Consider the following 21,791-nt stretch of genomic DNA (forward strand, 5'->3'; position numbering starts at 1 on the left):
CCGGCCCACAGCCGTGTTCCGTTCCCGGCGGCTCAGCCGGCCGCGACGCCCAGCCCCTCCAGCACCACCGCGTTCGGCAGCTCCGCGAACGCCTTTCCGGGCAGCAGCAGCTTGCCGCGCCGGCGGCCGCTGCCGACCAGGGCGTACGGCAGGTCGACGACGGCCGCGTCCACGAGGAGCGGCCATTGGCCGGGCAGCCCGACGGGCGTGATGCCGCCGTACTCCATGCCGGTCTCCCCCGTCGCCGTGTCCATCGGCGCGAACGACGCCTTGCGGACGCCGAGCTGTCTGCGCACCACGCCGTTGACGTCGACGCGGGTGGTGGAGAGGGCGACGCACGCGGCGAGCGTCGTCTCGCCGCCGCGTCGCCCCGCGACGACGACGCAGTTCGCGGACCGCTCCAGCAGCTCCTGCCCGTAGTGCTGGACGAAGGTGGCCGTGTCGGCCCACTCCGGCTCGGTGTCGACGTACACCAGCTGCTCGGCGGGGACGGTGCCGCGCCAGTGGCGTACGGCGTCGGCGACCGGCCGCACGAGCGTGTCGAGGCACTCGGGGGCGGGGCGGGCGGAGTCGAAGTCTCCGAGAGGGGCGCGCATGGCGGCACGGTAACAGCCGTGCGGGGAGGCGGTGATCAGCGGACCGGGGGCACCGAGACGGTCATCACCATCTCCATCGGCTCCTCGCCGTCGTTGCCGTAGGTGTGCGCGAGGTGCGCCTCGAACGACGCGCTCGCGCCCGTCGGCACGCGGTGTTCCTCGCCGTCCACGGTGAGCGTCAGCCGCCCCCTGGTGACGTGCAGGATCTCGACCGTGCCGGCGGGATGGGGGTCCGAGGGGCTGTGCTCGCCCGGCATCAGCCGCCAGTCCCACATCTCCAGCGGTCCGGGCGCCTCCGTACCCGCGAGCAGCCGGCCGTGGCCGCCGGCCTCGCTGTGCCACATCCGGACGGCCTGGTCGGCGGGGACGACGCGGACGCGGGGGCCCTGCTCGTAGTCGAGGAGGGTGGGGATGCTGACGCCGAGCGCGTCGCCGATCTTGACGACCGTGCCGAGGCTGGGGTTGGTGCGGGCCTGCTCGATCTGGATGAGCATGCCCCGGCTGACCCCGGCGCGGGCGGCGAGCGTCTCGAGGGTGAACCCCCGCTCGGCGCGCCAGCGTCTGACGTTGCGCGCCAGGGACTGGGTCAGCAGGTCGAGGTCCGACACGTTCCGCCCCGTGTTCCGTTCTGTCCGCCGTATCGCCGTGTGGCCGTGTGGCCGTTCCGTCCGCGCCCACCGCCGAATACGACGCGGTGCGCGGCGGCGGAACACCGACTGCACCCTATCGTCCACCAGGGTGTACCGGGCGGGCCCGTCGGGCGGGGTGCGCCGCTCAGGCCTCCGCCTCCAGTTCGGAGAGGGCCAGCAGCTGTTCCGGGGTGATGCCGTCGGGGATCGGCACCGGCGGCGGGGTGCGCAGCGGCGGCTGCCAGCCCTCCTCGGCCGTCCAGCGCCGCACCACCCGGGCGGGCGCCCCCGCGACCACCGCGTGGTCGGGCACCACCCCCCGTACGATCGCGCCGGCCGCCACCACCACGTTCCGGCCGATCCGGGCGCCCGGCAGGATCATCGCGCCGGTGCCGATCCAGCAGCCCGGGCCGATCGACACGGGCTCCATGCGCGGCCACTGCTTGCCGATGGGCTGGTGCGGGTCGTCGTAGGAGTGGTTGGTGGACGTCACGTAGACGTAGGGGCCGAAGTAGCAGTCGCTGCCGATGGTCACCGTGGTGTCGGCGATGACATGGCTGCCGCGGCCGAGGACGACGCCGTCGCCGATGCGCAGGATGGGCTCGGGGCCGAGGTCCAGGTCGGGCATCAGCCCCGCCGTCAGGGTGACCTGTTCGCCGACGATGCAGCAGGCCCCGAGGTGGATCCAGGGCTCGCCGAAGACCGTGCCCAGCGGGAAGGCCAGCCGTGTGCCCGCGCCCAGCGCCCCGAAGCGGAACCGGCCGGGGTGCTCCGCGGTGACGGAACCGGTGCGCTGCGCCCAGGCCCAGCCCGCGTGCACGGCGCGCTGGGCGAGGCGGCGCCGCCAGGACGACCACGTGTTCCTGCTGCTGAGCATCCGCTCACGGTACTGAAGCCGGGCGGCGCGCAGGACGCCGTACGGCTGTGATCTTCACCCCAGGGGGTGAGCCGGGGATGGCGTACGGTGCCGGGACGGCCGCCGGGCGACGGACGGGTGGCCGACGGCCGGGAGCGAGGAGACGGTGATGACGGACGGCGCGCTGATCAGGGGCATCGGGGGCAAGGAGCCGCGGCTGGGCGAGGAGGTGTTCCTCGCGCCGACGTCCGTCGTGCTCGGTGACGTGACGCTGGGGGCTGGTGCGAGCGTCTGGTACGGGGCGGTGCTGCGGGCCGACGTGGAGGGCATCGCGGTCGGCGCGCGGAGCAATGTGCAGGACAACTGCACGCTGCACGCCGATCCGGGCTTTCCGGTGAGCATCGGCGAGCGGGTCTCCCTGGGGCACAACGCGGTGGTGCACGGGGCGACGGTAGAGGACGACTGTCTGATCGGGATGGGCGCCACGGTGCTCAACGGGGCGGTGATCGGCGCGGGTTCGCTGGTCGCCGCGCAGGCGCTGGTCCCGCAGGGGATGCGGGTGCCGCCGGGGTCGCTGGTGGCGGGGGTGCCGGCGAAGGTCAAGCGGGCGTTGACGGAGGAGGAGCGGGAGGTCGTGACGCTCAACGCGACGATGTACGTGGACCTGGCGAAGGCCCACGGTGAGGTGAGGTGACGGAGGCCACGCGCCCCTTGGGGGGCGCCGGGGCGCACGTCAGTCGGTGGCCGGGACCGGTTCCGGCTCCTCCGCCGTTTCGGACTTCCCGGCCGTCGCCTTCGCCGCGCGGCGCTTGACGATCAGCATGGAGGCGACGCCGACCAGGGCCGCGGCGACCAGGCCCAGGTAGGAGAACCGCTTGAGCCAGTCCTCGGCGACCACGCCCACGTAGTAGATGACCGCGGTCGTGCCGCCGGCCCAGATCACCCCGCCCAGCAGGTTGGCGATCAGGAACTTCCAGTAGGGCATGTGCAGCACGCCGGCCAGCGGGCCCGCGAAGATGCGCAGCAGGGCGATGAACCGGCCGAAGAAGACGGCCCACATGCCCCACTTCTCGAACGACCGTTCCGCCGTGGCCACATGCCCCTCGCCGAAGTGCTTGGGGAACTTCTTCCCCAGCCAGGCGAGCAGTGGCCGTCCGCCCTTGCGGCCGATCGCGTAGCCGATGGAGTCGCCCACGACGGCGCCGGCGGTCGCGCAGGCACCGAGGATCACGGGGTTGATCTCGCCGTTCTGGGAGGAGAGCAGGGCCGCCGAGACGAGGACGATCTCGCCCGGCAGCGGAATGCCGAGGCTCTCCAGGCCGATGACCAGGGCCACCAGCGCGTAGATACTGACCGCCGGCACCGTCTCGAGCCATTCCTGGACGTGCACGCCGGATCCTCCCGTGTTTCCAGTCCCCTGAAGCCGCGCCCCACCGCATTCGCCGGGCCGGCGCGCGCTTCCCCCTGCCGCTCCACGAGCGCGCATGGGAAGCCTACCGGTTCGGCGTTCGAGTCGTCCGCCGCGGCCGGCCGCCCGGAGCGCGCGCGGCGCCCGGCGGGCGGTCGCACGCCCCCTCGCGCGCCAATGGCACCGTTCCTCCGTTCCGTCCGTCAAACGACCGGCGCCAAGTCCCCTCGTACGTAGGCCCGTTGGGGGCCGGAGGGCGGGGAAGGGATCACCCCGGCCGGGACCGGCGCGCCACGCCGGGCCGGTGCCGTACCCGGCCGTACGCGGCCGTTCGTGGTCGTACGCGGCCGTTCGTGGTCGTACTCCGTCGGAAGGAACGTTGTCATGCGCCGGCACACGTCGAGGAAGTGGTCGCGTCTCCTGGTGGCCGGGGTGGGTGCCGCGCTGGCGCTGTGCGTTCCCGGAGCCGCCGGGGGCGTCGCGGCGGCCTCCGCGACAGGGACCGAGACGGCCGGCGCGCGGGCGGCGCACGGTGTGGCGGTCGCCGCGCACCGGCTCGATCCGCACGCCTATCCGTGGCGGGGCGACGGAAGGACCTGGGAGGCCGACGGGCACGGCTACTTCGTGCGCTCGTGCGCGTCCTTCGCCGCCTGGGCGGTCCGGGCCGACGGCCGCCCCCGGCACCACTCCCCCGACTTCCTCGGCGACGCCCGCTCCTGGCGGGGCGCCGCCACGGTCCGGACCCCGCGCGCGGGGGACATCGCGCAGTGGGACCCGGGGGCGGGCGGCGCGGGGCACCTGGGGCATGTGGCGTATGTCGCCGCGACCCGCGGCGCGCGGGTCACCCTCTACGAGTACAACTTCCGCAGCGCCGCCAACGGCCACCGCCCGCGCGCCCTGAACGTCCGCACCGTCCCGGCCGGGAACCCCAGCCGCTATCTGCGCTTCTGAGCCGCCGGGACGAAAGAGGGTGGTGGGGGTCAGCCGTTGGGGCGCAGGGTCCAGACCACCGTCATCTCACCGGTGACGGCGCCGTCCGCGCGCCGCAGCGCGACGGAGACCGGGAACTCGGGGCGGCGGCCGGCGTCGAGCTCCGCGACGACCTCGGCCGCGGGCCGGCCGAGCGTCGCGGTGGCGGTGACCTCGCCCATCGCCAGCTTGCGGTAGGCGATCTCGGCGCCGACGGCGAGCGGCACGGCGCGCGAGAGCTGGTCCCCGAAGGCGGCCAGCACGACGGCACCGCTCGCCGACTCGCCCAGCGTGAACATGGCTCCGGCGTGCGGACCGCCGACGTGGTTGTGGTACTCGCTCTGGTCCGGGAGGGCCACCACGGCCTTCTCGGGGGAGGTCTCCAGGAACTCCAGACGGAGGGTCCTGGCCATCGGCACGGTCGCGGCGAGCATCTCGCCGACAGACATCTGGTCTGCGCTCATGCCGTCACGTTACCCGCGAGTAGCCACGGGCGGCCAGCCCCCGTCCGGCACGGGTTCCGTACGCGGCCGGTACCGGTCCGGTACGGGCCTGACGAAGGGAAGTGACCGAAACGTGTCATGGGCAGCACTAGTGTGACTACCCATGTGGCCAGGACAGCAGCCGCCCGGGGGCGAGCAGAACCCGCAGGACCAGAACCAGAACCCGTACACCCAGCCGGGATATCAGCAGCCGGGACAGCCGGGGTACCAGCAGCCGAACCCGTACGCACAGCCGGGATATCCGCCGCAGACCCCCAACCCCTACACGCAACCGGCACAGCCGGGGCAGCCGGGGCAGCCGGGGCAGCCGGGGCAGCCGCAGTGGGGGGCTCCCACGCCGCCCGCCGGGTTCCAGACGCCGGGCGGGGGCGGCACCGGAGGCGGCGGCGGGAACCGTACGAAGATCGTGGCGATCGTCGCGGCGTGTGCCGTGGTCGTGGCCGCCGCGGTGACCGGGATCGTGGTGCTGGGCGGCGGCGACAAGGACGACTCCGCGGACGGCAAGGACAAGGCGACGGCCTCCGCCGGCGCGTCGGCGGAGCCGGGGAAGTCCGCCACGCCGGAGAACAACCCGCGCGGCGGCGAGGAGGAGAAGGCCACGATCAAGGGCTGGAAGGTCGACATCAACCCCAAGTGGGGAGTCGCCTTCGACGTGCCGGCGGACTGGGAGGTCAAGTCGCCCAGCTACATCACCGGTTTCGAGGACGAGAAGGGCGAACCGCTCATCGTGATGTCCGCGCCCGCCGTCCTCAAGGAGAAGTGGTGCACGACCGACGAGGACAAGGACGGCCGCACCGAGAGCACCTCGCTCGCCGCGACGGGCGTCAAGGGCGCCAACGGCGCGAAGGACACCGACGAGGTCGCGATCGCGCAGTCGACCAACTGGGTCTACGGCGGTTACACGCAGCCCGACGAGAAGAGCCTGTCCCACGACAAGCCGAAGCCGTACACGACAACCTCCGGGATCAAGGGCAGCTACACCTGGGCCCGTTCCAAGAACACGCCCGCGAAGGGCAAGTGCGCGACCGACGGCAAGGCGATCAGCTTCGGCTTCAAGAACTCCAAGGGCGACTTCGTCTCCTGGACGCTCTACGGTGCCACCGGCGTGGACGAGGAAGTGTCCGAGGACACGATCATGAAGATCCTCAGCACGGTACGGCTGCACGGCGACCCGACGGCGTCCTGACCGCCCCGGTCCCCGACCCCCCGGCACGCCCTGGGCACCCGCGCCCGGCCCGTTCCCCGGCGGCGGATGGAGTGCGGTGAGGTGGACGGGCCCGCGGTTTGGCATCCGGACCCCATGGCGGCGATAGTCGGCCGGTGACCTCTGCCGCCGACCCCGACCACCGTCCGGACCGTTCCCACCGCCCCCTCGGGGGCCGGCGCCCCCGGCGTCCCGAGTGGGCGGGGCGGAACTACGGCCTGCTGGCCGCCGCCGCGGTCGTCACCAACCTGGGCAGCAACGGGGCCCTGATCGCCGCCGCCTTCGCGGTCCTCGACGCGGGCGGCGACGCCGGGGACGTCGGGCTCGTGGCGGCGGCGCGCACGCTGCCGCTCGTCCTGTTCCTGCTGATCGGCGGCGCGGTCGCCGACCGGCTGCCCCGGCACCGGGTGATGGTCGCGGCCAACGCCCTCAACTGTGTGTCGCAGGCGGCGTTCGCGACGCTCGTCCTGGCCGGTGAGCCCCGGCTGTGGCAGATGATGCTGCTCACCGGGCTGGGCGCGACCGGCCAGGCGTTCTTCAACCCGGCCGCTGAGGGCATGCTGATGTCCTCGGTGCGCGGGGAGCAGGCGGGCCGTGCCTTCGCGGTGTTCCGGATGGCGATGCAGTCGGCGGCGGTCGGCGGGGCCGCGCTCGGCGGGGCGCTGGTCGCCGCGCTCGGGCCCGGCTGGGTGCTCGCGATCGACGCGGCGGCCTTCGCGGTGGCGGGTTCGCTGCGCTCCTTCCTCGACGTCGGGCACATCGCGCCGCGCGAGCCGGGTGGCGGCCTGCTGGCCGATCTGCGCGAGGGCTGGCGGGAGTTCAGCGGACGGCCCTGGCTGTGGGGGGTCGTCGCACAGTTCTCGATCGCCAACGCGGTGGTCGGCGCGGCCGACGCGGTCTACGGTCCGTTGGTGGCGGAGGAGAGCCTCGGCGGGGCAGGGCCGTGGGGGCTCGCCCTCGGCGCGTTCGGCGCGGGCACGGTCGTCGGGGCACTCGTGATGACCCGCTTCCGGCCGCGCCGACTGCTGCTGGTCGGCACCCTGTGCGTCTTCCCGCTGGCCGCGCCCTCCGCGGCCCTGGCGGTGCCGGTGCCGGTCGGCGTCCTGTACACGGTGATGTTCCTGACCGGGCTCTCGGTCGAGGTGTTCGGCGTGTCCTGGATGACCGCTTTGCACCAGGAAATACCCGAGGACAAGTTGTCCCGGGTCTCGGCATACGACTGGTTCGGCTCGATCGCGATGCTCCCGCTCGCGACGGCCCTGGCAGGCCCCGCCGAGTCCTCCCTCGGCCGCGCGAACGCCCTGTGGGCCTGCGCCGCACTGGTCCTCGTCGTCACGGCGGCGGTCCTCTGCGTCCCAGAGGTACGCAACCTACGCCGCCGCACACCGTCGGCCCTCGTGCCGGGTCCGACCCCGGGGCCGGCGAAGCAAGAGCCGCACCACGCCCAACCCCGCACCCAGCCCGGCACCGACTGACGGCTCCTGCCGAACGGCACCCCACCTCCGCCCCGCCCCCGGGGGTCCAGGGGGCAGGGGCGGAGCCCCAAGAACGCGCCAGGGGGCGAAGCCCCTCACGCCTCCCGGGGGCGCAGCCCCCGAGGGAGGCCCGGGGCCGTAGACACCAGGCCCCCCGAGGGGGGCCAGCAGGCGCAGCCCCCAGGGAGGGGACGGGCGGGGGCGGCGGGGACGAGGAGAAACCCGGCGTCGAGCCTCCCCACCGCACCCCCGACAACGACACACAGCCTCAGCCGATACCGAACGCCCCGTCCGGCGGCTCCGGCGACGCCACCGCCTCCGTGTCATGAACCGGCCGGGCGGAGCCCATGAACACCCGCAGGGGATCCCCGTGCTCGACCCGCGCGGGAAACGCGTCCGCCGCAGCACGCCGCACCAACGCCCCGACATCCGCCGCCCGGTGCGCCGCGTACAGCACCACGTTGCCGAACCGCCGCCCCCGCAACACCCCCGGCTCCGCGATCAACGCCAGCTCCTCGAACACCGTCCCGAGCGTGGCGAGCTGAGAGCGCAGAAAGGCGAAGGGCGTGGCATCCGCCAGATTCGCCACGTACACCCCGTCGCCCCGCAGCACCCGCGCCACGGCCCGCGCGTACTCGACCGAGGTGAGATGCGCGGGCACCCGGGACCCACCGAACACATCGGCGATCACCACGTCCGCCGAGCCGGCCGGCGCCGCCTCCAGCCAGGCCCGGGCATCCGCGCGATGCGGCGTGATGTCCGCCCCGGCGGGAAGCGGCAACCGTTCGAGGACGAGGGCAAGCAGCCCCCGGTCGGCCTCGACGACCTGCTGCCGCGAGCCGGGCCGGGTCGCGGCGACGTACCTCGGCAACGTGAACGCGCCACCGCCGAGGTGCAGCACGTCCAGCGGCACCCCCGGCCCGGCGGCCGTGTCCAGCACGTGTCCGAGCCGCCTGGCGTACTCGAACTCCAGGTGCTCGGGCGCGTCCAGGTCGACGTACGACTGCGGCGCCCCGTCCACGGTCAGCAGCCAGGCGCGCTCCCGGTCGACGTCGGGCATCAGCCGGGCGGTCCCGTGATCCACGTCCCGCACCACGGGTATCGCTTCGCTCACGGGACCATTGTGCGGCACGGGGGCGCCCCGCAGGACGCCCCCGTCCGGCTCACTCCACGGAGGTCACCGTCCCCGCCCCGACCGTCCGGCCGCCCTCGCGGATCGCGAAGCCGAGCCCGGACTCCAGGGGCACGTCCCGGCCCAGCTCGACGGTCATGGTGACCGTCTCCCCGGGCCGGGCGACACCGGCCGCACCGAGGTCGACGCCGCCGACCACGTCCGCCGTGCGAATGTAGAACTGCGGCCGGTAACCGCTGGTCACCGCCGTCGTGCGGCCGCCCTCGCGGGCCGAGAGCACATACACCCGCGCGGTGAACCGGCGGCGGGGCTCGACGCTGCCGGGCGCCGCGACGACGTGGCCGCGCCGCACCGCGTCCCGCGCCACCCCGCGCAGCAGCAGCGCCACGTTGTCCCCGGCCTGCGCCTCCTCCATCGGCCGGCCGAAGGTCTCGACCCCGGTCACGACGGTCTCGACGCCGGCCCCGAGCACCTCGACCCGGTCGCCGACGCGCACCGTGCCGCGCTCGACGGCGCCGGTGACGACCGTGCCGCGCCCGGTGATGGTGAGCACGTTCTCCACCGGCAGCAGGAACGGCGCGTCCAGGTACCGCTCGGGGACCGGCACATACGTGTCGACCGCGTCGAGCAGCGCCTCGACGGCCGCCGTCCAGCGCGGGTCGCCCTCCAGCGCGCGCAGCCCGGAGACCCGTACGACGGGCACGGACTCGCCCGGGTAGCCGTGCGCGGTGAGCAGTTCGCGCACCTCCAGCTCCACGAGGTCGGTCAGCACCGTGTCCTCGCCGTCGCCGACGGCGTCGGCCTTGTTGAGCGCGACGACGATGTGGTCGACGCCCACCTGCCGCGCGAGCAGCACGTGTTCGGCGGTCTGCGGCATGATCCCGTCGAGCGCGGAGACGACGAGAATCGCCCCGTCGAGCTGCGCGGCCCCGGTGACCATGTTCTTGATGTAGTCGGCGTGGCCGGGCATGTCGACGTGCGCGTAGTGCCGGGTGTCGGTCTCGTACTCGACGTGGGCGATGTTGATGGTGATGCCGCGCGCGGCCTCCTCGGGGGCGCGGTCGATGCGGTCGAACGGCACGAACGTGCCGGCGCCGCGGTCGGCGAGGACCTTGGTGAGGGCGGCGGTCAGGGTGGTCTTGCCGTGGTCGACATGGCCCATCGTGCCGATGTTGAGATGCGGTTTGGTGCGGACGTACGCCGTCTTGGACATGGCGGTACCTCGAAGTCTCTTGGGTGGTGACGCGTGAACGGCCCCGGGCGCGGCGCATGGGGCGCGCGGCCGGGACGGGGACCCCGAGAACCTGGCCGACCCTCCCCCTGGGGGGTCCGCCGGACGATCCGGGGAGGGTCAGCTTCGGGCGCCGTCGACTGCGGCGAGGAGAGTGGGAACGGCAGCCTTCGGGGCATCCGCGGCGGCGGATGCTGCGAGGTGGAAGGCGTGCCAGAACATGCCCCGATCATGCCTCCGCCGCCCGTTCCGGGTCGAATGGTTTTCGCCCCGGGCGCGATCGGGGACGCGGAGATGTACGTCCGGTGCACAGCTGCCGTCGGTATCTCGGACACGGCCCCGACACGGCCCGCGTCGACCCGCCGGAGGGAACGTTCCCGCGGCCCTGGCCAGGGGACTGACGGGCGTTCAGCGCACCCCCCGTGAAATGGCCCATACGGCGATCACATGCGTTCGTCGGTTAATGTCACCGACATGCTCGATGCCACCACCCGCTCGGGCGGCACCGCCACGGCCTCTCCCCGGGCCACCGCCACGAAGCCCACCACCGACACGGCACCGGCCGTCTCCACGTCGCTGGTGAGCACCCCGGTCGCCGCAGCCGTCTCCCCCTCCCTCGCCGCGCGCTGCGGCAGAGCGCTGCTCTCTCCCTGGGCGCGCCTGGCCCTGCTCGTGGTGCTGCTCGCGACGGCCGCCACCTGCGTGCTGCTGTTCGAGCCGCAGAGGCTGCTGACGCACGGCTGGCCACCGCAGCTCGGCGGGGCCGCGGCCGCTTCGGTGTTCGCGGTGGCGTACGGACTGTGCACGGTCGCCTTCGTGCCGCGCCCGCTGCTCAACCTGGCCGCGGGCGCGCTGTTCGGTTCGCAGTTCGGCACGGGCAGCGCCCTGACGGGCACGGTGCTGGGCGCCGGGCTCGCCTTCGGCCTGGGCCGGCTGCTGGGGCAGGACGCGCTGCGACCGCTGGTGCGCGGCCGCTGGCTGAAGGCGGCGGACGGACAGCTCAGCCGGCACGGCTTCCGTTCGATGATGGCGGCCCGGCTCTTCCCCGGGGTGCCGTTCTGGGCGGCGAACTACTGCGCCGCCGTCTCCCGGATGCGTTCGGCGCCGTTCCTGATCGCGACGGCGCTCGGTTCGATCCCCAACACCGCCGCGTACGTCGTCGCCGGCGCCCGCGCCTCCAGCCCCACCTCCCCCGCCTTCCTCATCGCCCTCGCCATCATCGCCGTCCCCGCCCTCGCCGCCACGACCATCGCCTGGCGCAAACGCCACCACCTGCGCGCCCCGTAGGGGGCGCCCCCGAAGGGGCGCGAGGAACTGCGCGAGAAGCCCCCACTCAACCGCACCCGCCCCACATACCCCACCCACCCGAGCTCTCAGGCGCCCGGGGTCCAAGGGGCGGAGCCCCTTGAAGGGACGGGAAGGGTAGGGGCGGCGGGGGCGAAACCCCTGTGCCGGACCCGTCACTTGGGAACGCTACGCTGCCACCCGACACACCTGATCACCACACAGGATCCGGCGTGCCCACACAGCTCCCCCCGTTCACCAGACCCCACCTCACCCCTCTCCACGATCAGCGCTTGGACCTCCTGCCTCCATGTCTTGGTTTGAATCCCTCGTCCTCGGACTCGTCCAGGGGCTGACCGAATTCCTCCCGGTGTCCTCCAGCGCCCACCTCCGGCTGACCGCCGCCTTCGCCGGCTGGAAGGACCCGGGCGCGGCCTTCACGGCCATCACCCAGATCGGCACGGAGTCCGCGGTACTGATCTACTTCCGCAAGGACATCGCCAACATCCTCTCCGCATGGTCGCGTTCACTGGTGAACAAGGAGTGGCGGCACCACCCCGACGCCCGCATGGGCTGGCTGGTGATCGTCGGCTCCATCCCGATCGGCGTGCTCGGCGTGACGCTCAAGGACCAGATCGAGGGCCCGTTCCGTGACCTGCGTGTCACCGCGACGATGCTCATCGCCATGGGCGTGGTCCTGGGCGTCGCCGACCGGCTCGCCGCTCGCGACGAGAAGGGCGGCCGCCACCGCGCGCCCAAGCAGCGCAAGACGCTGGAGAACCTGAACACCAAGGACGGCCTGATCTACGGCATCTGCCAGGCGATGGCCCTGATCCCGGGCGTCTCGCGCTCCGGGGCGACGATCAGCGGCGGCCTGTTCCTCGGCTACAGGCGGGAGGCCGCGGCACGGTACTCCTTCCTGCTGGCGGTTCCGGCCGTCCTGGCGTCCGGGGTGTTCGAACTGAAGGACGCGGCGGAGAGCGGGCACGTGTCCTGGGGGCCGACCCTCTTCGCGACGGTGATCGCGTTCGGGTCCGGATATGTGGTCATCTCGTGGTTCATGAAATTCATCAGCTCGAAGTCGTTCATGCCGTTCGTCTGGTACCGGATCGCCCTCGGCCTCCTGCTGTTCGTGCTGGTCGGGGCCGGCGTGCTAAGCCCACACGCGGGCGAATCCGGCGGCTGAACGAGGGCCGCACGGATAGTGCTCTCTCGCGTTTCCCAGCGCCTGATCGCAGCACCGAACCACCCGGGGCACGGGCCACCGGCCTGTCCGACCGGGTACACCCGGCCCGCCACGACCTGGCCCAGCGTCCCGTCGACGGCCGCTGCGCCCTGGCCTTCGCCGGCCGACCGACGGCCTGATCCACCGTGGCGGCCCGGACCCCGATGTCACCATGGAACTCGGCGCCGAGGCATGTGCTGCGAGGCCGGCTCACGTCGTCGAGGGCCGCCCTGTCGTACCGCGGACCACGAGTTCCGGAACCGGTGTGCGGAGCACCAGGTCAGTCAGGGGAGCTCCGTCGATGTGGTCGAGCAGCATGGACGTGGCGGCGGCTCCCGCTTCTTGCAGCGGCATGCGTACGACTGTCACTGGCGGGCAGTACACCTCGGCCATCCAGGTGTCTTGGACAGCCACCACCGAGAGCTCCTCCGGAACGCGTATTCCGGCGCGGCTCGCGCAGGAAACAACGCCCAAAGCGGCGTTGACACTGGCCACCACCAGGCCGGTGGGAGATGGGGACGTACCCAGCAGTCGCTTCGCAGCAGTCATGCCCGCGTCGGCCTCCCATCCCGCGGCGACGACGGCGGACTTGGCGACGGAGCGCCCGGCAGCGCGCATGGCGGCCCAGAATCCCTTGAGCCTGCGCGCCGCGGCGTCATGCCGAACGGTTCCGCCGACGAATCCGAGGTGCTCGTGCCCGAGGTCGAGCAGATGCTGGGTGGCGATCCTCGCGGCTTCGACGTCGTCGAGAACCACCGAACCGGTGCGGCCCTTCAGCCGGGAGTTGAACAGTACGACGGGTACGTCGATGTCCAGGGTCGCCGCCAGCATGCGGTCGGTGAAGTCCTCCCGCCGCTGGAGGACCACCCCGTCGACCCGGCCCTTCCCTACGAGCGCATCCAACTCATGCTTTCCCGCCCGCGGGCCATTGAGCTGTCCCAGCAGCACGCTCACGGACCGCGATGTCGCGACCTCGTCCACGCCGGCCAGCATAGGCGCGAAGACGGCGTTGTTGACATCGGGAACGATCAACGCCAGGGCCCCGGCCCTGGACATGCGCAGGGCGCGGGCACGGTGACTCGGGACGTACCCGATCTCCGCCGCGACAGCCAGGACCCGCTGACGCGTGTCGGGATGGATCCGGGCCTTGGCGTCCGCGGTCAGCACGCGGGAGGCCACCGATATGGATACGCCGGCGGCCGCCGCGACATCTTTCAGTCCTGCCATGGTCAGGGCATCCTACAAGGAGGCTGAACCCGAAACCGGTGGTCGAGACATGGCCGAGAAGACGTCAGCGTGCACCGAACTTCGCCGGACGCTTCTCGACGAAGGCCCGAATGCCCTCCCGCGCGTCGGCCGTGTTCAACAGGGCGTGCAGGTGCTGTTGTTCAATCGTGAACCCGGCGGTGGCGGTGTGCCCCACGGCGGCCTTGATCGCCGTGATCGCGTGGACCGGTCCCCGCGCGAACTCGTCCGCGATGTGCTGCGCGCGCAGGAGAGCGGTGCCGTCATCGCTGACATGGGTGACAATGCCGAGTGCGTGGGCCCGTTCGCTGGAGATCCGCGCACCCGTCATGATCATTTCCTTGGCGCGGTTGATTCCCACGTGCCGGGTCAGCCGCTGGGTGCCTCCCCATCCGGGCATCAGGCCCAGCGAGATCTCCGGCAGGCCGAACGAGGCTGTGCTGTCGGCCACCACCAGGTCGCAACTCAGTACGACCTCGAAGCCTCCTCCCAGAGCCAGGCCGTGAACGGCGGCGATGACGGGGAGCCGGAGACCGGCGATCGTGTCGCACATGGTATTGGCACGTGTGGTGAACGCCTGGAACTCCTCGCTGTCAGCCCTCGCATACTCGCCGATGTCGGCGCCGGCGGCGAAGGCGGGGCCGCTGCCGGTGATGATCACGGCGCGTATGGCCGGATTGGCGTCGGCGTCGAGCAGTGACGAGGTGACCAGCTGGATCATCTCGGAGTTGAACGCGTTGTACTTGTGGGGCCGGTTCAACCGGATGGCCAGCGTCTGGTCACGGATCTCGGTCAGGACGGGCAGCTCCTCGGCCCTGGGCCTGCTTGTCCGCTCAGTCGGCACGGTGCAGCGCCCCCTTCCGCACGAGGACATCGACTTCCTGCGCGGTGTAGCCCAGCGACTCCAGGACCGTCGCGGTATCGGCTCCGAGCGCGGGCGGTACGGCATGGACACCAGGACGCTTTCCGTCATAGGTGACCGGGTGGCCCAGCACGCGGACCGTGCCCGCGTCAGGGTGTTCGAAGCTGACGATCGAACGGTTGTGGACCACCTGCGGATCCGTGACGACGTCGGCGTAGGTGTTGACCTGTGAGAACCAGATCTTGTGGGCGGTCAGCCGGGCGGTCCAGTCCGCGGTCGTCCGTCGACGCATGTGCTTGGCGACTCGCGCGTTGACCTGCTCCCGGCGGGCGTAGGAGTCGTCTTCTGCGATGTCGTCGAACCATGGATCGTCGAAGAGCGTGTGCAGGGCGGGGAGGCTGGTGAGGGAGAGGCAGAGGTGGCTGTCCGCCGTCGCGAAGACGCCGTAGGGAGCCTTGTAGTACATGGACGAGACGCCGGAGGCGCTGCGCTCTCCCTGGAAACCGTTCAGATGGTAGGCGAGCGGTTCGATCTGAAGGTCGAGTGCCGCGTTCAGCAGGTTGCTCTCGACCTTGCAGCCCTCGCCCGTACGTTCGCGCCCCTGCAAGGCGGCCAGGATGCCCATGGCTCCGAGGACGGCGCCGTGTTGATCGACGAGCGACGCACCCACCGGCGTGGGAGGCCCGTCGGCGGTTCCCGTGGCTGCGGCCAGCCCCGAGAGTGCCTGAATGAGGACGTCCTGGCCGGGCCGGTCGCGGTAGGGCCCGTCGGGGCCATAGCCCGAGAGGGAGCAGTAGACCAGCCGCGGGTTCAGGGACTTCAGCCGCTCGTATCCGAACCCCAGACGGTCCATCGCGCCGGGCCGGAAGTTCTCGACCACCACGTCTGCGGTGGCCAGCAGTCTGTCGAGCGCCTCGCGCGACTCCGGCGCCTTGAGGTCGACCGCGATGCTCTTGGTGTTCCTGTTCCCGAGAAGGAAGAAGACGCTGGTGTCACCCAGGTATGCGTCGGGGCCCGACCAGGTCCGCTCGAAGGCACCGCTCGGTGGTTCGACCTTGATGACCTCGGCCCCGAGGTCGGCCAGTATCTGGCTCGTCGAGGGGCCCTGGAGGAAATGAGTGAAGCTCACGACGCGGAGACCCGAAAGCATGTGTTGTCCCATCTGAGGTGATGCAGCGTCCGACTCCGACCGGCGCGGGAATGCCGACCCGACGGCTCTTCGGGCGCGGGCATCCGGGAGTCCCGGGGTGCGGCCCCCAGGACTTGTCTTCCTGAAGCGCCCTGTCAGTCGACGCGGAATCAGGTCGAAGCCAAGGACGAGCCGTGGCGACTTCGTTTCACACTAGACGGCACGCTTTGGCCTCCGCAAGAGTGTGCGCAATCGATTGTCCGCAGGCACTTTCGTCGTGTCGCGCCCTGGCCTCCACCTCTATGACCGACACGCCGCACCCACCTGCACAATCGATTGTTCAATGGTGCCGTCCCTGCGGATGTCCCGCGCGGGCCGGAGTGTTTCCCCACGCGTTACCGACGCCGAGTCCGCCCGTGCGCGTCGAGCCGCCTGCCGGCCGCCGGCACAGGGTGCCTCAGTACGCGGCCCCCATGGCCCCGAGCTGGAGCCGGAGAGCCAGTCGTACGCGCGGCGAGGAAAGATCCACCGAAGCCACTTCCCCCAGGCGCCGCATGCGGTAACGCAACGTGTTGGGATGGATGCGCAGGGCGTGAGCGGCACTTCTGGGATCGCCGTGGAAGTCCAGCCACGCGGTGAGCGTCGCCAGGTGCGCGGTCCCGTGCTCCCTGTCATGGGCCGAGAGGGCTGCGAGCGGGCCGCCGAGCAGGCCCGCTTCGATTCGCGTCGCCGCCTGGGCCCGTTCCACCACGACGACGTCCCAGACGTCCTCCACCCGGATGAGTCCACCGGACGCGACGGTCGGCAGTCGGCCCGCCGTGACCAACCGGCTGAGCTCGGCGGCCTCGCCACGCGAACGGGGAATCTCCTCGGGCGCGTGCGCCAGGCCGCCCATGACGGCGTACGCGCTTCGGTCGTGCGGGGAAAACTCGCCGAGGATGTTCCGCAGCCAGCGCACGGAACCCGGGCGAGGTGTCGTGGCAGGACCGTTGCCGCCGTCGCTCACCAGGCAGTACAGAAGGCCGTCGAACTCCACCGTGAGCGGCTGCTCCCAGCCGGCTCGACGGGCGACGGATTCCCAGACGAGGGCGTGCGCGCCCACGTCCCGCACCCCGTCCGGGGTGCCCAGAACGATGACGCGCCACGGGCCCGGCGGCAGCGCGAACGCCGCCTCCCGCTCCCCATGGCGCAGCACGGCGGAGAGGCGACCTTCCCGTATCCGGCGCCCCAAACCGGCGTCCGCGCGCAGGTGCAGCAGGTGCAGGGCAAGAGCGGACCCCACTCCTTCGAGTTCGCGAATACGTTCCGGAGGCACCGGCTTCTCGGCCACGGCCCAGATCGAGCCGAGCCATTCGCCCGCGGCACGAACGGGAATGATCAGCCGTGGCAGCAGGCCGTCCGGCCCTGGAGGGGTCAGCACCGGCTCGCTGGAACTGGCGAGCCGGCGGTAGACGCCGCGGGCCCTGAAGTGCGCGGTCACCTCGGCAGGCACCCGTCGACCCACGATCGTCGAGACCCGCACGGAGTCCGTGATCTCCTGGCGTGCGGAGTAGGCGAGGACGCGCGAGTGGGCGTCCTCCACGGTCACGGGGGCATCGACGATGTCCGCTGCCGCATCCGCGAGGGCGAAGAGGGTGCCGCGCACACCCGCGGCATCCGTGTCCGTTCCCGCCCCGCGGTCGATGACACTGCGCAGCAGCCAGACAGCGCCCGTCCATGACACGTGCGGTTGCAGCTCCACGAGGGCCAGGCCGAGACGCTCGGCGATGTCGCCGATCCCCGAAGTCCTGATCACGGCGGCCTTCAGCACGAGTCCTTCCGCTCCAGCCGCGGCAGCTCGTTCCGCGAGCTCCGCAGCCGCATGCGGGTGTGTGACGCCCACGCCCAGGACGAGATCGCCCGGCTGTCCCGCGCCCTCACCGGGCTCCGCCAGCACGACATCGCGGATCTCGGCACCCGGCCCCGCGACGACCATGCGCAACAGTCCGGCACCGAGCGAGGTGACGAGATCGGTGAGAGTGATCACGGCCGGACCCTGGTCCGGAGGACGACGGCTTCACTACGCATGCTGCGCATTCTGCATCACCCCTTTGTGCCCGTGGCACAAGCACCACGGCGGCCATGAGCGGATCACGACGAAGACAGCGGCGGCCCGCCCACCCAGGATCGACACCGTTGCCGTCGAAACGGAAGGAAGCGCAATGCGGTCCTCCTCCCCCGGTCCTGACCGAGTCGCCGTCGTCGGCGCAGGCATGGTCGGCCTCTCCACTGCCTGGTTCCTCCAGGAACTCGGCGCCACCGTCACCGTGCTCGAACGCGCTGACGTGGCCGCCGGATCCTCATGGGGCAACGCAGGATGGATCACCCCCGGACTCGCCACGCCCCTGCCCGAACCCGCCGTTCTGCGCTATGGCCTGCGGGCCGTACTGAGCCCTTCCTCGCCCGTCTATGTCCCCTTGAGCAGCGATTTCCGGCTGCTGCGGTTCCTGGCGGGTTTCGCACGCCACAGCACCACCGCCAGGTGGAAACGTGCGATGTGGTCGCTGGTGCCGATCAACCGGCTGGCGCTGTCGAGCTTTGACGCCCTGTCGGAGGGCGGCGTCGCTGCCGAAACCGTCCCCGCGGGCTCGTTCCTCGCCGCGTACGGCAGCGCACAGGAGCGCGAGGTGTTGCTGGACGAACTGGAGCACATACGGTCCTCGGGACAGAGCATCGAGTTCGATGTGCTCAGTGGTGACGAGGCTCGGGAGGTCGAACCGGCGCTGTCCGGGAAGGTCGGCGCGGCGCTGCGGCTGCACGGGCAGCGCTATGTCGACCCGGGGGCCTATGTGCGCGCCCTCGCCGCCGCGGTCCGTGCCCGTGGCGGCGAGGTCCGGATCGGTGCGGAGGTCACCGACGTGTCGGACGACGGCCGAGGAGTTCGAGTCCGCACGACGGACGGCAGAGTGGATCACGTCGACTCCGTCGTCCTCGCCAACGGTGTCTGGTTGCGTCGCCTCGGCCATCGGTTCGGCGTGCGCTCCCTCATCCAGGCCGGGCGGGGTTACAGCTTCAGCGTCCCCATGGAACGGGTGCCCTCGGCACCGGTGTACTTCCCCGCTCAGCGTGTGGCCTGCACGCCGCTGGAAGGTCAGCGCCTGCGGGTGGCGGGCATGATGGAGTTCCGGTCTCCTGAGGCGCCTTTGGACGCCCGCCGGATCAACGCCCTCGTGGAAGCCGCCCGGCCGCTGCTGGACGGAGCGGACCTCGAGATGCGCAAGGACGAATGGGTGGGTTCGCGGCCCTGTACCCCCGACGGCCTGCCGCTCATCGGCGCCACTCGCTCGCCACGTGTGTTCGCCGCCGGCGGGCACGGCATGTGGGGCATGACTCTCGGACCGGCGACCGGTCGCCTGCTCGCGGAGCAGGTGGTCACCGGCCGTCGGCCGGCGGAACTGGGCCCCTTCGATCCGTTGCGCTGACGCGGGACGGCGGCCCGTAGCCGGTGCGCAGGCCCGTCGCCACTCAGGCCGCGCCGGGCAGCATGCCCCACGGGTCCACCGGGATCACCTCGGTGGACCTGCCGTGCTCGTCCACCAGGCGTCCGTGCACCTTCACCTGACGGAGCACCAGACGACGTTCGGCGATGGTGACCTGCGGATGTTCCGCGGCCAGTCTGAGCACGATCTCGTCCAGGTGCTCCACCGAACGCAGGCTGACGATCAGACACAGATTGGTGCGACTGACCACGGGCGCGCAGAAGCGCGTCTCCCGCCACTCCCCGATCGCCCGTCCGATGCCGCCGACTTCGGCGTCGGGTGCCGTCAGCCACAGCATCGCCATGGCGTGCCATCCGGCCAGGGGCCGCGCCACATCGCAGCGGAAGGCGATTTCGCCCCGTCGCTGCAACCGGTCGAGGCGGCGCTTGACCACCTGCGGCGAAGTCCCCAGGTCTTGTGCGACCTCGGTGTAACTGCGGCGCCCGTCCCTTCCCAGGGCGAGGTACAGCGCTCTGTCGTCGGCGCTGAGGGGACGCAGTTCCTTGGGAGGCGGCCCCAGGTCGCTACGGACCTGCTCGCGTTGCGCGCGATTGAGCACTCCGTGCCTCCAACGCCCCCCGCCCAGCATGCCCGTGTAGACATGGCTGCTCACCCGGGTGACGTCGGGGGTGATCGGCAGCCCGTCCAGCAGCACCGCGGAGATGGCATCGACCGTTGGGGCGACCACCAGGGCGAACAGGTCGTACTCGCCGACCGTGATGCCCACGGTGGCGATGTGCGGCAGCGGGGTGAAGGCGGCGGCCACGTCCACGGCCGTGCCGGGTTTGCAGGCCACCTCGACGATCGCTCCCCGGAAAGTGGGGCCTTCCAGGGTGATGCACGTCCATGCGGTGCGTGCCCGGACGAGCGCCTGCCATCTGCGGGCCAGGGTGACCGGGGACAGGTCGAGCACCTCGGACAGGGTGGTCCAGCTCACGCGTGGGTTCAGTTGCAGCGCATCGGTGAGGGCGAGGTCGGTCTCGTCCAGGATCGGGACTCCGCCCCGGCCGACAGAACTCGTCATAATCCGTCCCACCCGCGTGCTCGACGCAATTTTCCTTCATCTTGGCGGGCCGAACGTGATGCGGGAGCACCCTGAACGGCATCGCCGTCCACGCCGCCGTCATCTTTAACGCGGTGTTCATGCCCGCGCAAGTTCACTCACACATCCCGGAGGCTTCCATGAGAGCCCTGTCCCCGCTCGCGGTGGAGCACGACGCCCGGCGCGATGCTCTGTACGCGAAAGCGGCACGGCGGATCATTCCGCTGCTGGTCGTGTGCTACACCTTCGCCTATCTGGACCGGGTCAACATCGGCTTCGCCAAGCTCCAGATGCAGCAGGACATCGGCATCAGCGAGCATGTGTACGGAGTGGCAGCCGGCATCTTCTTCCTCGGATACGTCATCTTCGAGGTGCCGAGCAATCTGTGGCTGGCCAGGGTGGGGACGCGCAAGACGGTCGTGCGCATCATGATCCTTTGGGGGATCACCTCGGCGGCCATGGTGTTCGTCCATGACGCCACCAGCTTCTACGCCATCCGCTTCCTGCTCGGTGTCTTCGAGGCCGGTTTCGCACCGGGGATCATCTACTACCTCACCCTGTGGTTCCCGCCGGCCCGGATGGCGGCGGTCATGTCGTACGTCATGCTTCCCGGGCCCATCGGATCGATGGTCGGTGGCCCGCTGTCCACTTGGATCATGTCGACCCTCGACGGCGCCGCCGAACTTGCCGGATGGCAGTGGGTGTTCATCATCGAGGGCCTGCCCTGTGTCCTGCTCGGAGTCGTGGTCTGGAAGACGCTCGTAGACCGTCCGTCCGACGCCGGGTGGCTCACGGCCGAGGAGAAGGACATCATCACGGTCGACATCGGCAAGCGCCAGCAGGGCGGCAAGCACCGGCTCGGCGCGGCACTCACGGCTCCGCGGACCTACAGCCTGGCCCTCAGCTACTTCTGCCTCATCAGCGGCATCTATGCCGTGAGCTTCTGGCTTCCGACCATCCTCACGGAGAACGGTGTCCACGGCCTTTCCCGTGTCGGTGCCCTCTCCGCGGTCCCGTACCTGTTCGCCATCGTGTTCATGCTGATCGTCGGCCGCCGTTCCGACCGCACCGGCGAGCGCCGGCTGCACAGCGCGATCCCGGCCGGGATCGCCGTCTTCGCACTGGCATGTGCCGCTGTGACCGCGAGCCACTTCGTGGTGTCCTTCCTGTCGATCAGCGTGGCAATCGTCTGCCTCTGGGTGGCGTACACCGTCTTCTGGTCGATCCCGCCCTCGTTCCTCAAGGGGACGGCCGCAGCCGGAGGTATCGCGTTCATCAACTCGATCGGGCTCCTCGGCGGCTTCTTCAGCCCCATGATCATGGGATTCGTGAAAGAACGCACCGGGAGTACCGAGTGGGGGCTGCTGACGATGAGCGCGCTTGTCGCCGCTGGCACAGCGCTGCTGCTCGCGACCAAACCGACCCCCGCGCGCGTGGAGACGGACATCGAACGCGAGGTGCCTGCCGGCACGTGATCGCGTCC

The 21,791-nt window shown here is 71.3% G+C and carries 20 protein-coding genes; 8 read left to right on the plus strand and 12 right to left on the minus strand.

The window, feature by feature from the left end; translation table 11 throughout:
• Positions 1-32: 32 nt before the first annotated feature.
• The 3 genes from IO29_RS20445 to IO29_RS20455 form a co-directional block, all read right to left on the minus strand.
• A complete protein-coding gene (locus IO29_RS20445) occupies positions 33-596 on the minus strand; it encodes a YbaK/EbsC family protein (protein WP_030380953.1) in 564 nt (187 codons plus the stop codon).
• 35 nt (positions 597-631) lie between these two features.
• A complete protein-coding gene (locus IO29_RS20450) occupies positions 632-1,204 on the minus strand; it encodes a helix-turn-helix domain-containing protein (RefSeq protein ID WP_030380952.1) in 573 nt (190 codons plus the stop codon).
• Positions 1,205-1,370: 166 nt separating this feature from the next.
• Positions 1,371-2,102, minus strand: a complete 732-nt coding sequence (locus IO29_RS20455) for an acyltransferase (RefSeq protein ID WP_030380951.1) — start codon at positions 2,100-2,102, stop codon at positions 1,371-1,373.
• A 148-nt stretch (positions 2,103-2,250) separates the two neighbouring features.
• Between IO29_RS20455 and IO29_RS20460 the strand changes: the two genes are divergently transcribed.
• Positions 2,251-2,775, plus strand: a complete 525-nt coding sequence (locus IO29_RS20460; protein ID WP_030380950.1) for a gamma carbonic anhydrase family protein — start codon at positions 2,251-2,253, stop codon at positions 2,773-2,775.
• A 39-nt stretch (positions 2,776-2,814) separates the two neighbouring features.
• Here the strand turns inward: IO29_RS20460 and IO29_RS20465 are convergent, their stop codons facing one another.
• A complete protein-coding gene (locus IO29_RS20465; RefSeq protein WP_030380949.1) occupies positions 2,815-3,471 on the minus strand; it encodes a DedA family protein in 657 nt (218 codons plus the stop codon).
• A gap of 402 nt (positions 3,472-3,873) precedes the next feature.
• Between IO29_RS20465 and IO29_RS20470 the strand changes: the two genes are divergently transcribed.
• The gene (locus tag IO29_RS20470; protein WP_030380948.1) at positions 3,874-4,440 is read left to right on the plus strand and encodes a CHAP domain-containing protein; all 567 of its coding nucleotides are present in this window, start codon (positions 3,874-3,876) and stop codon (positions 4,438-4,440) included.
• Between the two features lie 29 nt (positions 4,441-4,469).
• Here IO29_RS20470 and IO29_RS20475 read toward each other — a convergent pair whose 3' ends face one another.
• Entirely contained in the window at positions 4,470-4,907 is a 438-nt protein-coding gene (locus tag IO29_RS20475) for a DUF4442 domain-containing protein (protein ID WP_030380947.1), read from the minus strand.
• Positions 4,908-5,064: 157 nt separating this feature from the next.
• Between IO29_RS20475 and IO29_RS20480 the strand changes: the two genes are divergently transcribed.
• Both IO29_RS20480 and IO29_RS20485 read left to right on the plus strand, forming a co-directional pair.
• Entirely contained in the window at positions 5,065-6,147 is a 1,083-nt protein-coding gene (locus IO29_RS20480) for a DUF8017 domain-containing protein (RefSeq protein WP_030380946.1), read from the plus strand.
• A gap of 134 nt (positions 6,148-6,281) precedes the next feature.
• The gene (locus tag IO29_RS20485; protein WP_051707944.1) at positions 6,282-7,640 is read left to right on the plus strand and encodes an MFS transporter; all 1,359 of its coding nucleotides are present in this window, start codon (positions 6,282-6,284) and stop codon (positions 7,638-7,640) included.
• A gap of 268 nt (positions 7,641-7,908) precedes the next feature.
• Here IO29_RS20485 and IO29_RS20490 read toward each other — a convergent pair whose 3' ends face one another.
• Together IO29_RS20490 and tuf are read right to left on the minus strand one after the other, a co-directional pair.
• A complete protein-coding gene (locus IO29_RS20490) occupies positions 7,909-8,754 on the minus strand; it encodes a spermidine synthase (protein ID WP_030380944.1) in 846 nt (281 codons plus the stop codon).
• Between the two features lie 49 nt (positions 8,755-8,803).
• The gene (gene tuf / locus IO29_RS20495; RefSeq protein WP_030380943.1) at positions 8,804-9,985 is read right to left on the minus strand and encodes an elongation factor Tu; all 1,182 of its coding nucleotides are present in this window, start codon (positions 9,983-9,985) and stop codon (positions 8,804-8,806) included.
• A 492-nt stretch (positions 9,986-10,477) separates the two neighbouring features.
• Between tuf and IO29_RS20500 the strand changes: the two genes are divergently transcribed.
• Both IO29_RS20500 and IO29_RS20505 read left to right on the plus strand, forming a co-directional pair.
• On the plus strand, positions 10,478-11,290 hold the full coding sequence (locus tag IO29_RS20500) for a TVP38/TMEM64 family protein (RefSeq protein ID WP_030380942.1): 813 nt from the start codon (positions 10,478-10,480) through the stop codon (positions 11,288-11,290).
• A 307-nt stretch (positions 11,291-11,597) separates the two neighbouring features.
• Positions 11,598-12,473, plus strand: a complete 876-nt coding sequence (locus tag IO29_RS20505) for an undecaprenyl-diphosphate phosphatase (protein ID WP_030380941.1) — start codon at positions 11,598-11,600, stop codon at positions 12,471-12,473.
• Positions 12,474-12,722: 249 nt separating this feature from the next.
• Here IO29_RS20505 and IO29_RS20510 read toward each other — a convergent pair whose 3' ends face one another.
• From IO29_RS20510 to IO29_RS20525, 4 genes are all read right to left on the minus strand, one after another.
• Positions 12,723-13,739, minus strand: a complete 1,017-nt coding sequence (locus tag IO29_RS20510) for a LacI family DNA-binding transcriptional regulator (protein ID WP_030380940.1) — start codon at positions 13,737-13,739, stop codon at positions 12,723-12,725.
• A gap of 64 nt (positions 13,740-13,803) precedes the next feature.
• Entirely contained in the window at positions 13,804-14,601 is a 798-nt protein-coding gene (locus tag IO29_RS20515; RefSeq protein WP_030380939.1) for an enoyl-CoA hydratase/isomerase family protein, read from the minus strand.
• Positions 14,591-15,781: a CaiB/BaiF CoA transferase family protein gene (locus tag IO29_RS20520; protein WP_324608209.1), complete on the minus strand. Its 1,191-nt coding sequence runs from the start codon at positions 15,779-15,781 to the stop codon at positions 14,591-14,593. The genes IO29_RS20515 and IO29_RS20520 overlap by 11 nt, the downstream gene beginning before the upstream one ends.
• A 424-nt stretch (positions 15,782-16,205) precedes the next feature.
• A complete protein-coding gene (locus IO29_RS20525) occupies positions 16,206-17,774 on the minus strand; it encodes a PucR family transcriptional regulator (RefSeq protein ID WP_030380937.1) in 1,569 nt (522 codons plus the stop codon).
• Between IO29_RS20525 and IO29_RS20530 the strand changes: the two genes are divergently transcribed.
• A complete protein-coding gene (locus tag IO29_RS20530) occupies positions 17,761-19,209 on the plus strand; it encodes an NAD(P)/FAD-dependent oxidoreductase (RefSeq protein ID WP_234307574.1) in 1,449 nt (482 codons plus the stop codon). The genes IO29_RS20525 and IO29_RS20530 overlap by 14 nt on opposite strands.
• A 43-nt stretch (positions 19,210-19,252) precedes the next feature.
• Here the strand turns inward: IO29_RS20530 and IO29_RS20535 are convergent, their stop codons facing one another.
• Positions 19,253-20,290 (minus strand): Lrp/AsnC family transcriptional regulator, encoded by a 1,038-nt coding sequence (locus IO29_RS20535; protein ID WP_030380935.1) that lies wholly within the window; start codon positions 20,288-20,290, stop codon positions 19,253-19,255.
• A gap of 158 nt (positions 20,291-20,448) precedes the next feature.
• Between IO29_RS20535 and IO29_RS20540 the strand changes: the two genes are divergently transcribed.
• Positions 20,449-21,783 carry an MFS transporter gene (locus IO29_RS20540; protein WP_051707943.1) on the plus strand — a complete coding sequence of 445 codons (1,335 nt, stop codon included), beginning with the start codon at positions 20,449-20,451 and terminating at the stop codon, positions 21,781-21,783.
• Positions 21,784-21,791: the final 8 nt, after the last annotated feature.

Origin of the sequence: Streptomyces sp. NRRL F-6676 (assembly GCF_000725625.1) — a bacterium.
In the GTDB taxonomy this organism is placed as follows: domain Bacteria; phylum Actinomycetota; class Actinomycetes; order Streptomycetales; family Streptomycetaceae; genus Streptomyces.

Bases quoted from the DNA above. Each gene is read 5' to 3' on its own strand.
- IO29_RS20445 (WP_030380953.1), bottom strand. From the start codon at position 596: ATGCGCGCCCCTCTCGGAGACTTCGACTCCGCCCGCCCCGCCCCCGAG.
- IO29_RS20455 (WP_030380951.1), bottom strand. From the start codon at position 2,102: ATGCTCAGCAGCAGGAACACGTGGTCGTCCTGGCGGCGCCGCCTCGCC.
- IO29_RS20460 (WP_030380950.1), top strand. From the start codon at position 2,251: ATGACGGACGGCGCGCTGATCAGGGGCATCGGGGGCAAGGAGCCGCGG.
- IO29_RS20470 (WP_030380948.1), top strand. From the start codon at position 3,874: ATGCGCCGGCACACGTCGAGGAAGTGGTCGCGTCTCCTGGTGGCCGGG.
- IO29_RS20475 (WP_030380947.1), bottom strand. From the start codon at position 4,907: ATGTCTGTCGGCGAGATGCTCGCCGCGACCGTGCCGATGGCCAGGACC.
- IO29_RS20480 (WP_030380946.1), top strand. From the start codon at position 5,065: ATGTGGCCAGGACAGCAGCCGCCCGGGGGCGAGCAGAACCCGCAGGAC.
- tuf (WP_030380943.1), bottom strand. From the start codon at position 9,985: ATGTCCAAGACGGCGTACGTCCGCACCAAACCGCATCTCAACATCGGC.
- IO29_RS20500 (WP_030380942.1), top strand. From the start codon at position 10,478: ATGCTCGATGCCACCACCCGCTCGGGCGGCACCGCCACGGCCTCTCCC.
- IO29_RS20505 (WP_030380941.1), top strand. From the start codon at position 11,598: ATGTCTTGGTTTGAATCCCTCGTCCTCGGACTCGTCCAGGGGCTGACC.
- IO29_RS20510 (WP_030380940.1), bottom strand. From the start codon at position 13,739: ATGGCAGGACTGAAAGATGTCGCGGCGGCCGCCGGCGTATCCATATCG.
- IO29_RS20520 (WP_324608209.1), bottom strand. From the start codon at position 15,781: ATGGGACAACACATGCTTTCGGGTCTCCGCGTCGTGAGCTTCACTCAT.
- IO29_RS20535 (WP_030380935.1), bottom strand. From the start codon at position 20,290: ATGACGAGTTCTGTCGGCCGGGGCGGAGTCCCGATCCTGGACGAGACC.
- IO29_RS20540 (WP_051707943.1), top strand. From the start codon at position 20,449: ATGAGAGCCCTGTCCCCGCTCGCGGTGGAGCACGACGCCCGGCGCGAT.